The organism is Anaerostipes sp. (assembly GCF_018381315.1).
Lineage (GTDB): Bacteria > Bacillota > Clostridia > Lachnospirales > Lachnospiraceae > Anaerostipes.
The window spans coordinates 18,460-30,984 of record NZ_JAGZSD010000031.1 but is presented as its reverse complement, the minus strand read 5'-3'; the positions used below and the strand labels follow the sequence as shown (position 1 = coordinate 30,984).

Below are 12,525 nucleotides of genomic sequence, written 5' to 3'. Positions count from 1 at the left end.
AAGAGGCTTTACTTCATTTTCGGCGAACTCTTTGAACAGAGTTCTTGCCATTTCGTGTTTCTTACTTAATGCGAAATCCATTTCTTATTCCTCCATTTATATCTGCAGGGCACACCGCAATTTATCTTTTTCCAATGGGCGTGCTCCGCGCGATAAAGTTTGCCAAACAGGCGGTTATTCATATTTACAGTGGAAACGATCTTCATATATGCTGATCAAATCATTTCTGAAGTCCGGATGAGAGACAACAATCAGAGCTTTGGCTCTTTCGCGGAGTGTACGGCCTTTTAAATGTGCAATGCCATATTCCGTTACTACATAATCAATATCATTTCTTGAAGTGGTTACGGCAGCGCCCTCATCCAGGAACGGTACGATTCTTGAGACGGTACCTTTTTTGGCGGTAGAAGGCAGAGCAAGGATGGAAATGCCGTGTTTTGCCATAGATGCCCCGCGGATAAAGTCCACCTGTCCACCGACGCCGCTGATCTGGGTAAGCCCCACAGATTCAGAGCAGGCCTGCCCCATAAGATCGATCTGCACGCTGGAATTAATGCACACAATCCGGTCATTTTTTGCCACAACTACAGGATCATTGGTGTAGTCAGCAGGATACATGGCAACATTTTTATTATGGTCTACGAAATCATAGAGACGTTTAGTTCCCATCAGGAAATTTGCCACCATTTTGTCCGGGAGCAGCTTTTTCTTTTCGTTGGTAATGACGCCTGCCTCCACCAGCTCCACAACTCCGTCTGAGAACATCTCCGAATGGATGCCCAGATCTTTTTTATATTTTAAAGAAAGAAGAACAGCGTCAGGAATTGCTCCGATGCCAAGCTGCAGTGTATCCCCGTCATTGATCAGGGAGGCACAGTTATAACCGATATCCTTTTCTGTTTTAGTCAGCACTGCCGGCTTTAACTCCGGCAGCGGGGCAGAGTGTTCCACAAAACAGTCGATTTCGGAGACATCCAGCAGACTGTCGCCATATGTATACGGCATCTGGTCATTGACCTGTGCGATGACCAGTTTTGCATTTTTGGCGGCGGCTTTTGTATAGTCAACGGAGACGCCGAGGCTTACTTTGCCGTTCTGGTCCGGAGGTGTAACGGAGATTATTGCAACATCCACCGGCAGCCTGGTTTCAAACAGTCTGGGTATTTCATAAAAGAAACAAGGAGTGTAGTCTCCACGGCCTTCTTTTACAGCCTTGCGGGTTCCGCCGCCTACAAATAATGCATTGTGGCGGAAATGTCCCTGCATATCTTCACGGCAGTATTCATTTTCGCCGAGAGAAACCATGTGGCAGATCTCCACGTCATGGAACCATTCTTTATGTTCTGACATGAAACTCAGCAGAAAAGACGGCTCTCCGGCGGCGTGGCCGGAAACAATCCGGCCGCCGTCTGGAATCTGTTTTAACGCCTGTTCAGGGGACATCAGGCGTTCTGAATAAATTTTTTTCCAGTCCATAATATCATCTCCCATACTTATTTATCTTCTTTGATTTTGGCAATTTCTTTCGCCATCTTTTTCTTCATTCGAAGATTGCTCTGGCGTGCGATCATGATGCGCTGTGCCTGAGGGGAACCGGCACCGTGCATAGATTCTGTCCGGTATCCGACAGCAGCGCTTCCTAAAGTGAGATTTTCAATCAGGCGCATGATACGCATCCGGTTTTCTGTGGAGACATCGGCGACACCGCGGAAATATTTATCAATATAAGCGCCGAGCTTCGGATCCTTCAGGTCTTTTTCAGAAGGAGCGGTTACCATCAGGCCGCCGGCAATGTCTTCTGCAAGACGTGCGATTTCATATGGGAAACGGGTCACGTTTTGTTTGCACACATTGGCAAGCAGAAGATCGATCAGGTAGTTTCCTGATTTGGTTGGAGTTCCCTCAGCAGAACATGCAATACCGCAGCAGTACAGGGTTTCATTTAAATGTGTCATTTCGATCAGTTTATCTTTGACATGGGATGCACGCTCAGCACCGTTGTACTCGGCTGCAACTGCGGAAGCACCGATCAGTACATCGCCTACACCTACTTTGCATCCGCCGTAAGACTGTCTGTGGTAGCCTGCAAAACGCTCTACTAAAACTCCGGCAAACTCATATTCTCCGTTTAAGAAGATACGGTCATTCGGCACAAACACATCATCAAATACAACAAGTGCTTCCATTCCGCCGTACTCAGAGTTTCCTACGTCCATCTGGGAGTTTTCCAATTTTCTTGTATCACAGGACTGGCGGCCTACGATCATGAAAATACCTTCGGAGTCTGTCGGAACAGTAAAGGAAACGGCATAATCTTTGTCATCTTCACCCATAGCGATGGTAGGCATGACCAAAACTTCATGAGAGTTGATAATACCAGTCTGATGGGCTTTGGCTCCCCGGACTACGATTCCGTCAGGACGGCGTTCTACTACGTGCAGAAACAGGTCAGGATCAGCCTGTGCATGAGGAGCCAGAGAACGGTCACCTTTTGGATCTGTCATAGCACCGTCTGTGGTCAGGTCGTTCTGCTGTGCATAGGTTAAGAACTTTTTGAAGTTTTCATGGTAACTGGTGCCGTATTTTTCATCTACATCATATGTAGTGCTGTAAACGGCATTGAACGCATCCATACCTACACAGCGCTGGAAACAGGCAGCAGTTTTCTGTCCGCACAGTCTCTGCATCTTTACTTTTTTTACAAGATCTCCGGCGCTCTGATGGATATGAGTAAAACGGTTGATCTTTTCTCCTGTTACAGAAGACGCTGCAGTCAGCAGATCTTCGTATTCCGGCATCTGTGCCAGATCATAGGTTGCTTTTACAGAATTCAGGGATGGTCTTAAAATCGGATCATCCACGGGATTTTCAATTTTCTCTCCGAACATATAAACCTGAAGATTTAATTTCCTCATACTTTCTACATATTCTTCTCCTGTCATTAAAGCCATAATATATTACCTTCCTTTCATAGATGGTGAAAGCACGCTGCTTTCGTGAAATTTTTTTGACATAAGTGTATATAGCAAAAAGTGTGCCAAGTTTTTGGAGAACCATTTTTTTATTTGCTTTTTTTGAAAAACTTTCGCAGCATGCCTCCTTTTGTTTAGCAGTCATCCTTATCTGGCAGGTACTATGTCCATGTTCTGCATGATTGGAGTGAGGCATTCTAAGAGCCGAACGGAAATCATGTGGAACGTGTCTTAAGTTTTAAAAATGGAACAAACAGATGCCTTTTGTTCCATTTTTGGAACAAAAACCGGAAATATTCTGCGTGTAACTGAGGTGATGAGGTTGGCACGGAATTTGCTATATATAAAGACAGGAGGTGATCATAATGTTAAAAGAAATAGAAACTGTGCTGGAAGAAGATGTGCGTCCGTATTTGCTGGAACACGAAGGAAATGTCCGGATAGCAGAATACAAAGAAGGTATTTTAAAAGTCCGTCTGACAGGACAGTGTTCCGGATGTCCGTCTGCAGCCTTGACGACAGAAGAATTGATTGCAGAGGCGGTTAAGAAGAGGATACCGGAAATAAAAGATGTAGTCCTGGTCAATGAGGTGAGCGATGACTTGATTGCAATGGCGAAAAAGCTCATGAGCCATCCGAAGAAATAGGAGGAGTGCCATGAGAATAGGAATAAAATACTGCGGCGGCTGCAATGTACAGTATGACCGGACCCGGCAGGTTGAAAAGCTGAAGCAGCAGTTTAAAGGATATGAATATACAGCTGCAGACGAGCCCTGCGATCTTTTGCTTGCAGTGTGCGGGTGTATGAGGGCATGTCCCGATCTTTCCATGGGAAAAGCAAAAGAGTGCCGGTATATAAGGACAGAACACGATTTCCAAAAGTTGTTTTTGGAATTGAAAAAAGAAAAAAAAGAGGAAACTTCCGGGAAACTGACTGTATTAAAAAAGGGTCAGAAGGCTCAGATGACAAAAAGTTTTGACAGGGAGGATGTACTCTGTTTTGCAGAACTGACCGGGGATTTCAGCGATCTTCACGTCAATGAGGAATTCTCCCAAAAGCAGTGGTTTCAAAAACCGGTGGTCCATGGAGTGCTGGTGGGAAGCCTGATCTCTTCTGTCATGGGTATGGAGCTGCCGGGACCCGGAACGATTTTAGCCCGGGAAGAGATTGATTTTTTAAAGCCGGTATTCTATGGAGACCGGATCACTGCCACAGTGGAATTCACTGGCTGTGAGGAAGAGCGGCTCTGGTATACAGGGGAGTTTACAGGAAAGTGCCTGAACCAAAACGGGGAAATTGTAGCGGAGGCAAAGGTGCGTCAGGTAATGATGAAGAATCTGTTTAAAATAGAAGAATGAGAGGAAAAAACAATGACAAATTTAGAAAAATATAATAAATCGTTTGTAAAAATCTTAAAGCAGAAGGAAGAGGATCTGCCCAAACTTAAATACAGAGGGATTCCGGAATGGGATTCTCTGGGACACATGAATCTGATGGGAGAACTGGAGAATCTGTTTGATATTACCATGTCCACCATGGATATTCTGGAATTTACTTCTTATGAGAAAGGAAAAGAAGTTCTGTCCAGATACGATGTTGAAGTCAGCTAAAAAAGGGGAAGAGCAATGGCCAGGATACGAATATTGACAGACAGTATCACACAGAGCAATTGTTATATCATTGAAGAAAATCAAAAGGCCGTTGTGATTGATCCCAATCAGGAGAAAATGCTGATTGATTTTTTGGAAAAGCAGAACTGGCAGGTAAAACAGATTTTTCTGACACACGAACACTGTGACCATATAAGGGGGCTTAATCTGCTGAGGGATATTTATAAAGCACCTGTGACTGCACAGGAAGAATGCAGCAGAGGAATCCAGAATTCCGTCAGCAATATGAGCCGGATTATGGGAACTTATCTGTATTTCAAAAATGGGCAGAAGGAAATCATTGATTATGAGCCGTTTGTGTGCAGGCCTGCAGATGAAACCTTTTTAAAGGAACAGTTTTGGAGCTTTGAGGGACATGAGCTTCGGGCAGTGTCCCTGCCGGGACATACACCTGGAAGCAGCTGTCTGATTCTGGATAAGACAAGGCTGTTTTCCGGCGATTATCTTCTGCCGGGGGAGAAAGTGGTCACAAGGCTTCCCGGAGGAAATGAGGAAGATTATGAAAAAAAGGCAAAACCCTTCCTCAAGAAACTGCCGCTGGAGATGCTTGTCTATCCGGGGCATGGAACATCGTTTGTATTGAGTGATGAGGTGATGAAGGACCATGGACTATGACGAACTTTTAAGAAAACCGCCCTTTGGAATGCGGCAGAAGGAAAAGGAGGAGTGGTATGTTTCATATATGGAACAGCTGACCCGGCACCATATGGAGCACTGCCTTCCCTATAACCGGTTTATAAAATCCTCAGGAGGAAAAACAGCCTACAGTCATTTGGAGCAGATTCCAATGCTGCCGGTTTCTCTTTTTAAATCCCGGAAACTCTCCAGTGTCCCGGATGAACAGGTTTTTAAGATCATGACATCATCGGGCACTACAGGACAGCAGGTGTCTCATATTTATCTGGACAGGGAAACAGCATCATATCAGCAAAAAACACTGTCAGTGATTATGGGAGATTTTCTTGGAGCGAAAAGGATTCCGATGCTGATTCTGGATTCTCCGGGTGTATTAAAGGACCGGAAGATGTTTTCTGCCAGAGGGGCAGGTATCCTCGGGTTTTCAATTCTTGCATCGGAGAGGATGTTTGCATTTAACGAAGATATGGAGCTTGATATGAAGGGAATAGAAGAATTTTTGGAACGGCACAAGGAAGAAAAAATTTTTTTATTCGGATTCACCTTCATGATCTGGAAATTTTTTGTCCGGAAACTGAAACAATCCGGTGAAAAACTTGAAATTCCCAGGGGATTTCTCATACACGGAGGAGGATGGAAGAAGCTTTGGAAAGAAGCTGTTTCCAGGGAACAATTCAGGGAAGAGATTTTTGAAGTTTCAAAAATTGAACATGTAAGGAACTACTACGGAATGGTGGAACAGACCGGATGTATTTATATGGAATGTGAGTATGGACATCTGCATGCAAGTATTTTTTCAGAGCCTGTGATACGGAGAGGAAAAGATTTTTCAGTCTGTGAGACAGGAGAGGAAGGGCTGGTGCAGGTGCTTTCACCTATGGCAAGGTCCTATCCGGGACATTCCCTGCTCACGGAAGATCTGGGTCTCATTTTGGGAAGGGATGACTGTCCGTGCGGAAGGAAAGGGACCTATTTTCAGATCAGAGGAAGGATTAGAAAGGCAGAGATCAGGGGGTGCAGCGATACATATGAAAAATAATCCATCAACACTTTTGGCGGGTGTTCTGAAAGTGGAACGTAAAGTCAGGAAGCCATTTGATCAGATTGTAATCAATTTTTTGGATCGGCTCTCACAGGAAATAAGAAAGGATAAAGTGCTTGGAAAACAGGAAGAGATTATGGCTTTTGGTTTCTGGTGCAGAAAACAGCATATTAAGAAATTAAAGGAACAGACAGCGAATGCGGGGAGCCGGCTTGGAAAAGGTTTGGTCTTCCATATTGCTCCGTCCAATGTCCCGGTTTTGTTTGCCTACAGCTTTGCTTTCGGCCTGCTTTCGGGAAACAGCAATGTGGTCAGAATATCCTCCAAAGCTGAAAAAGAACTCCGTCCAATGTGCAGGCTGATTGACCGTGTGCTTATGGAGAAAGAGTTCCGAACGCTTCGGGAACAGAATTCTATTATATCGTATGAAAAAAGCAAGGAGCTCACTGATGCATATTCAGAAGAATGTAATCTGCGGGTGATCTGGGGAGGTGACGAGACGATCAGAGAAATCAGAAAATCGCCGATCCCTCCGGAAGCAGAGGAACTTGTTTTTCCGGACCGAACATCCATTGCGCTGCTGGATGCAGGATATCTGGCCGGGTGCAGCGAAGAAGAACTTGAACTGTGGGCTCATCGTTTTTATAACGATACTTACGGTGCAGATCAGAATGCGTGTTCCAGCCCCAGAGTCATCTTCTGGCTGCAGGAATCCAAAGATAAGGAAGAACTTTTCAGGATCAAACAAAGATGGTGGAAGAAAGTTCACGATGCAGCCGAAAAATATGATCTGACAGATCAGAAAGCATTTTTGAAATATACACAGATGTGCGGATATGCAATGTCTGAGGATGCCCCTGACAATATCATATGGGAAGATAATCTGCTGTATGTGGGGAAACTTGGGAAGCTTCCGGAAAAAGTTGAGGATTATAGGGGGAGCTGCGGATTCTTTTTTGAATTTGAGCTTACAAAACTGAGTCAGCTGGCCTTGGTGCTGGACCGGAAAGTACAGACTCTTACTTATCTGGGAGTAAAAGCGGAAAGACTGAAAGATTTGGTCATAGCAAACAGAGTTCAGGGAGTGGACCGCATTGTACCTGTAGGACAGGCTCTGGATATAGGAATTGTATGGGACGGAAAAAATCTGATCTCACGGATGTCCAGAGAAATCTGTTTAAACTGAGAACGAAAGGAGGAAGATTTATGTGTTTTTTTGAACAGAGGAAGCAAAGAAGAGACCAGCCTTTTTTGATTGAGGATCAGGGAAGGACTGTGTCCTATGGACAGCTGGATGAGTTTTGCAGTCAGTTCTCACAGGCTGTTAAGGAGCGGAAACTTGCATTTTTGCTCTGTGAAAATACAGCGGGTTCAGTGATGGGATATATTGCCTGCCTGCGGCAAAGAGTAGTCCCGCTGCTTTTAGACGCAAAGATGGATGAAGAACTGCTCCGGAATCTTTTTGCAGCCTATGACCCGGATTATCTGTATGTTCCTGATCGGGAAGAAAGGGGGGATCTTCAGGAAGGCTCGAGGACTGTGCTGAGGCGGTATGGATACCGGCTGTTTGAACGATCTCCCCAAAAAGAGACAAGGCTGAACCCGGAGCTGGCTCTTCTGCTCACTACATCGGGGAGCACCGGAAGTCCCAAACTGGTCAGGCAGAGTTATGCCAATATCAGTGCCAATGCCCTGTCTATTAAAACATATTTGGATCTTGATGAAAAAGAAAGGCCGGTCACAACCCTTCCTATGAATTATACCTACGGCTTATCTGTGATCAACAGTCATATGGAGGCTGGAGCGTCTATTCTTCTGACGTCCAGAACGCTGTTTGAAAAAGAATTTTGGGATTTTTTCCGGCGGGAGAAAGGCACCTCTATAAGCGGGGTGCCTTTTACCTACGAAATGTTATTAAAACTTGGGTTTATGGAAATGGACCTGCCGTTTTTGAAAACGATGACTCAGGCCGGAGGCAAGTTATCAGCGGATCTTCAGCGCAGGTTTGCAGCCTATGCAGAAAAAACAGGGAGAAAATTTATTGTTATGTATGGGCAGACAGAGGCAACTGCCAGGATGTCTTATCTGCCGTTTGAATATGCCGGCGAAAAAATAGGCAGTATCGGCACCGCAATTCCGGGAGGAACATTTTTTCTGATGGAAGAGGCAGGCGGCAGGGCAAAAGAAATTTCAGAACCGGAGAAAGAAGGGGAATTGTTTTATAAAGGGCCTAATGTGACACTTGGATATGCACAGGAAAAGAAGGATCTGGAATACGGAGATGAACGGAACGGATGCCTGGCAACAGGAGATATAGCAAAAAGAGACCGGGATGGATTTTACTATATTACAGGAAGAAAGAAACGGTTTCTGAAAATACTGGGAAACAGAGTGAATCTTGATGAGGCAGAACAGATCCTGAAAGCGTATTTTCCGGAAACAGAAATTGCATGCAGCGGACAGGATGACAGAATGGATGTTTACATTGCAGGAGAAAAGAGTGAAAGCGGCCGGCAGACGGCAGCCTTTCTCTCAAAGAAATTTCATCTCAATTCATCGGTTTTTCATATCCATTATATAAGCGAGATGCCAAAAAACAGTTCAGGAAAAATATTATATCAAGAACTCAAAAAAGTTTATGCCGGCAAAGAGGATCCATGTTAGAATAAAGAAGAAACAAAGGTTAGAATGTGAAAGGCAGAAGGAATGAACAGCCAGCGAAAAGAATTAAGAATTTTTTCAAATGTACAGGAAGCCAATGAGCGTCTGGATGCGATTATAGAGCATTCTTTTGACGGTATTTACATTACGGACGGAAAAGCCAATACAATTAAGGTTAACCAGGCATATGAGACACTTACAGGTCTGCGCAGAGAAGATATGATAGGAAAAAATATGCAGGAGCTGGAAGAAGAGAAGGTGATCTCTGTATCAGGTTCCCTGACCGCAATCCGGGAGAACCGGGTCGTGACTCTGCAGCAGGAATTCGAGACAGGGAAAAAGGCAGTGATCACAAGCAGTCCGATCTACGGTGAGGATGGCCAGATCATTATGGTTGTAACGAACGTAAGGGATCTGACGGAAATTTACCATTTGAAAGAAGAGGTTGGCAGGAGAGAACAGGAAGAGGAAAAGCTGCTGCAGAAGCTGAACCATGTTCAGGGGGATTTATTCGGAAGCCAGATGGTGGCACAGGATAAAAACACATTGGATGCACTGTTTTGGGCTGATAAAGTTTCAGGGCTGGATGCTACGGTCATGCTGCTTGGAGAGACCGGTGTGGGAAAAGAAGAGTTTGCAAGGTATATTTTTCAAAACAGCAAGCGGAAAGGCGGAAGCTTTATTAAAGTAAACTGCGGGGCCATTCCTGCCAATCTGCTGGAAAGTGAATTGTTCGGATATGAAAAAGGAGCTTTCACCGGGGCAAACAAGAACGGCAAACTGGGGCTATTTGAGCTGGCTGACAAAGGGACCATCTTCTTGGATGAAATTGGGGAACTTCCGCTGGATATGCAGGTAAAGTTTCTGCGTGTCGTCCAGGAACAGGAAATAGAACGGGTCGGCGGCAGCAGGCCGGTTAAAATTGATGTAAGGATTATTGCGGCAACAAACCGGGATCTGGAGGAGATGGTAAAACAAAAAAGTTTCCGGGAAGATCTTTTTTACCGCCTGATGGTATTTCCTATCCATATACCGCCGCTGAGAGAGCGCAGGAATGATATCGAACCTCTTGTTCAGCTTTTTCTCAAAAAGCTGAACAAAAAGTATGGGTTTCATAAAACCTTTACGTTTGATGCACTGGAGCTTCTGCGGGATTATCAATGGCCGGGAAACATAAGAGAACTGAAAAATCTGGTAGAACGTGCTGTTATTATCAGCAGTGACGATCTGATCGGACCGGAGAGCATACCGGTTTATACAGGAGAAAAAAGGGAGACCATAGAGGACAGAAAAAAAGGAGAAGACAAGTTCATAGACTTAAAGTCAGAACTGCATCGCATAGAACTTAGATATATGAATCATGCTTATGAAACCTATGGGAATGTCAGAGATGCGGCAGCAAGCCTTGGAATGGCGCCGTCCACATTTGTAAGGAAACGGAAGCAATCTATGGAGGAAGTATGATTTACCATTTTAAAGAATGTGACTACAAAGAAGTATTTGAAGATAATCAATATCCGGTACTGCATCATGTCTGCCAGATGGAATTAAAAAGAGGGCAGAGCTTTCAGGCGATGCACTCACATAACAACCGGGTGGAGATCATTTATATTTTGGAAGGCGAAGGAATACATACCATTGGGAGCAGCACCTATGATACACAGGAGGGAGATCTTCTCGTTTTCAATGCCGACACTCCCCATGAGGAAAAATTCAGGGGTGAAAAACCCCTGACATTCTGCAGCTGTGCGATCAAGGAATTAAAAATAAAGGGCCGTAGGAAAAACCAGCTGGTTCTGGATCACCAAATCCCGGTGATAAAATGCGGAGAAAACAGAGGCTGGATCTCTTCTGTTTTTCAGCTGCTTCTGCAGGAAAGCACCTCAGGAACAGAATTGTCCCCAACTCTCTGCGGGTACCTGGCATCTGTATTAGTCATGAAAGTACTGGAACTCAGCCGGGATTCTGAAGACGCATCCAGTGGAAAAGAAAGTGAGCTTGTCAAGCAGGCAAAAGATTATCTCGATGAAAATTATTTAAATAAGATTACGGTAAAAGATATATCAGATCTTTTGTTTGTAAGTCCCTTTTATTTGGAACGGATTTTTAAAAAGAATGTTGGATTTTCTCTCAACCAGTATGTGATTAACAGAAAGCTTGGACATGCACAGATCCTGCTGACGGATACAGATGACTCTGTAGTTAAAATTGCTGAGCTTGTAGGGTATGATAATCCAGGATACTTTAACCAGCTGTTCAAAAAAAAGTTCGGCATTACACCCGGTACCTACCGGAAATTTCTTGGAAAAATAGTGAGCGGCGACAAAAAAGGGCAAGAAAATAACATATGAGATGTCTGAGTACCATTTATTACCCATCCATTAGACTGTCAGGTTAAGTATTTATTTCTGTACAATGGGCAAGAATGTGCATTGTGCATTCGTCAGTGTGACGGTATGATAATACTGTAAGATGAAACGGAAAGAAATGGAGGGCAAAATGGTACAGTGCTTTGTAGAACAGAAAAATGGTTTTCAGAGAGAAAAAACACCAGAGTTGTTATATATGAGCCGTATAAATGCAGAAGATTGTGTGCACCCAAGAATTATGCACGCTCATGAAGATTTTGTGGAGATTCTTTTGGTACGTGACGGAGAAGGCTATTATACGATCAATGGGAAACGATATCAGGTGAAAAAGGGAGACTTGATTCTGTTAAATAGTGGAGTGATCCATGATGAGTATGGAAGTAAAGTTTCTAACTATGCCTGTGCAGTGTCTAATATTTTCAAAGACGGCCTGAGGGAGAATGCAGTGATCAGGGACAGTCAGGTTCCGGTGATTCCTGCCGGTGACAGTTTTGGAGTCATTGACGGAATTTTAAGCCAGATGTTTTATCTGCTGTGCGGGGACCTTCCGGGAGCAGAGGAGTGCTGCCAGCACCTTCTGGATGCTTTGTTAAAACAAATTGGATGTGTACTCAGAAAACCTTTGGAGGATGAGAAAGGGTTTGATACAGACCGGGGGATTCTTGCAGAACAGATCAAAGACTATATTGATCATAACTATATGAATGATGTGAATCTACAGACTATTTCGAAAGAGTTAAATGTCAGCCTTTATTATCTGGCACATACATTTAAAGAATTTTATGGATATTCGCCAATGCAGTATATGTTAAGAAGGCGGATAGGAGAGGCACAGTCTCTTCTGATCGGAACGGATCTCACGGTGACAAGAATTGCAATGTTGGTTGGATACGGCAACCCTAATCATTTCAACACCATCTTTTCAAAAAATGTAGGGATATCACCAAGAAATTATAGAATCTTATATCGGGACAAAGAAAAAGAAAATCTCTCTTACGCTGTAATGTAAGCATGACGGGACATCCGGTATCATTGTCTAAAAACCTTTAAGTATGAAAATACTTGGAGGTTTTTTTATTTTTTCATAGGAAAGTGCGTCCTATGCAATGAAAAAGCACTTCGTGAAGAATGCACACAAATTGAGAAAAGCAAAATAGTGAAGTACATTCAAAAA

Annotated in this window: 12 protein-coding genes; 10 read left to right on the top strand and 2 right to left on the bottom strand. The window is 44.0% G+C overall.

All coding sequences use genetic code 11. The annotated features are described in order from the left end of the window. Positions 1-174 precede the first annotated feature (174 nt). Together KH180_RS16095 and KH180_RS16090 are read right to left on the bottom strand one after the other, a co-directional pair. On the bottom strand, positions 175-1,476 hold the full coding sequence (locus KH180_RS16095; protein WP_290762250.1) for an acetyl-CoA hydrolase/transferase family protein: 1,302 nt from the start codon (positions 1,474-1,476) through the stop codon (positions 175-177). Between the two features lie 17 nt (positions 1,477-1,493). After that, a complete protein-coding gene (locus KH180_RS16090) occupies positions 1,494-2,951 on the bottom strand; it encodes a 4-hydroxyphenylacetate 3-hydroxylase family protein (RefSeq protein ID WP_290762248.1) in 1,458 nt (485 codons plus the stop codon). 386 nt (positions 2,952-3,337) lie between these two features. Here KH180_RS16090 and KH180_RS16085 point away from each other — a divergent pair, with 386 nt between their 5' ends. From KH180_RS16085 to KH180_RS16040, 10 genes are all read left to right on the top strand, one after another. Further along, entirely contained in the window at positions 3,338-3,619 is a 282-nt protein-coding gene (locus tag KH180_RS16085; protein ID WP_290762246.1) for a NifU family protein, read from the top strand. A 10-nt stretch (positions 3,620-3,629) separates the two neighbouring features. Beyond that, positions 3,630-4,331, top strand: a complete 702-nt coding sequence (locus KH180_RS16080) for a MaoC family dehydratase (RefSeq protein WP_290762243.1) — start codon at positions 3,630-3,632, stop codon at positions 4,329-4,331. A gap of 12 nt (positions 4,332-4,343) precedes the next feature. Next, entirely contained in the window at positions 4,344-4,583 is a 240-nt protein-coding gene (locus KH180_RS16075) for an acyl carrier protein (RefSeq protein WP_290762240.1), read from the top strand. A gap of 15 nt (positions 4,584-4,598) precedes the next feature. Further along, the gene (locus tag KH180_RS16070; RefSeq protein WP_290762237.1) at positions 4,599-5,258 is read left to right on the top strand and encodes an MBL fold metallo-hydrolase; all 660 of its coding nucleotides are present in this window, start codon (positions 4,599-4,601) and stop codon (positions 5,256-5,258) included. After that, on the top strand, positions 5,248-6,318 hold the full coding sequence (locus KH180_RS16065; protein WP_290762235.1) for a LuxE/PaaK family acyltransferase: 1,071 nt from the start codon (positions 5,248-5,250) through the stop codon (positions 6,316-6,318). The genes KH180_RS16070 and KH180_RS16065 overlap by 11 nt, the downstream gene beginning before the upstream one ends. Continuing rightward, positions 6,308-7,507: an acyl-CoA reductase gene (locus tag KH180_RS16060; protein ID WP_290762232.1), complete on the top strand. Its 1,200-nt coding sequence runs from the start codon at positions 6,308-6,310 to the stop codon at positions 7,505-7,507. The genes KH180_RS16065 and KH180_RS16060 overlap by 11 nt, the downstream gene beginning before the upstream one ends. 20 nt (positions 7,508-7,527) lie before the next feature. After that, positions 7,528-8,985, top strand: a complete 1,458-nt coding sequence (locus tag KH180_RS16055; RefSeq protein ID WP_290762230.1) for an AMP-binding protein — start codon at positions 7,528-7,530, stop codon at positions 8,983-8,985. 42 nt (positions 8,986-9,027) lie between these two features. Further along, positions 9,028-10,446, top strand: coding sequence for a sigma-54 interaction domain-containing protein (locus tag KH180_RS16050; protein ID WP_290762228.1), 1,419 nt, complete (start codon positions 9,028-9,030; stop codon positions 10,444-10,446). Continuing rightward, positions 10,443-11,333, top strand: a complete 891-nt coding sequence (locus KH180_RS16045) for an AraC family transcriptional regulator (RefSeq protein ID WP_290762226.1) — start codon at positions 10,443-10,445, stop codon at positions 11,331-11,333. Before KH180_RS16050 ends, KH180_RS16045 begins: the two co-directional genes overlap by 4 nt. Before the next feature lie 148 nt (positions 11,334-11,481). Continuing rightward, positions 11,482-12,360 carry an AraC family transcriptional regulator gene (locus KH180_RS16040; protein WP_290762222.1) on the top strand — a complete coding sequence of 293 codons (879 nt, stop codon included), beginning with the start codon at positions 11,482-11,484 and terminating at the stop codon, positions 12,358-12,360. Positions 12,361-12,525 lie beyond the last annotated feature (165 nt).

What these genes read in the sequence shown, in the direction of transcription:
- KH180_RS16095 (WP_290762250.1), bottom strand. Translation starts at nt 1,476, where the DNA reads ATGGACTGGAAAAAAATTTATTCAGAACGCCTGATGTCCCCTGAACAG.
- KH180_RS16090 (WP_290762248.1), bottom strand. Translation starts at nt 2,951, where the DNA reads ATGGCTTTAATGACAGGAGAAGAATATGTAGAAAGTATGAGGAAATTA.
- KH180_RS16085 (WP_290762246.1), top strand. Translation starts at nt 3,338, where the DNA reads ATGTTAAAAGAAATAGAAACTGTGCTGGAAGAAGATGTGCGTCCGTAT.
- KH180_RS16080 (WP_290762243.1), top strand. Translation starts at nt 3,630, where the DNA reads ATGAGAATAGGAATAAAATACTGCGGCGGCTGCAATGTACAGTATGAC.
- KH180_RS16075 (WP_290762240.1), top strand. Translation starts at nt 4,344, where the DNA reads ATGACAAATTTAGAAAAATATAATAAATCGTTTGTAAAAATCTTAAAG.
- KH180_RS16070 (WP_290762237.1), top strand. Translation starts at nt 4,599, where the DNA reads ATGGCCAGGATACGAATATTGACAGACAGTATCACACAGAGCAATTGT.
- KH180_RS16065 (WP_290762235.1), top strand. Translation starts at nt 5,248, where the DNA reads ATGGACTATGACGAACTTTTAAGAAAACCGCCCTTTGGAATGCGGCAG.
- KH180_RS16060 (WP_290762232.1), top strand. Translation starts at nt 6,308, where the DNA reads ATGAAAAATAATCCATCAACACTTTTGGCGGGTGTTCTGAAAGTGGAA.
- KH180_RS16055 (WP_290762230.1), top strand. Translation starts at nt 7,528, where the DNA reads ATGTGTTTTTTTGAACAGAGGAAGCAAAGAAGAGACCAGCCTTTTTTG.
- KH180_RS16050 (WP_290762228.1), top strand. Translation starts at nt 9,028, where the DNA reads ATGAACAGCCAGCGAAAAGAATTAAGAATTTTTTCAAATGTACAGGAA.
- KH180_RS16045 (WP_290762226.1), top strand. Translation starts at nt 10,443, where the DNA reads ATGATTTACCATTTTAAAGAATGTGACTACAAAGAAGTATTTGAAGAT.
- KH180_RS16040 (WP_290762222.1), top strand. Translation starts at nt 11,482, where the DNA reads ATGGTACAGTGCTTTGTAGAACAGAAAAATGGTTTTCAGAGAGAAAAA.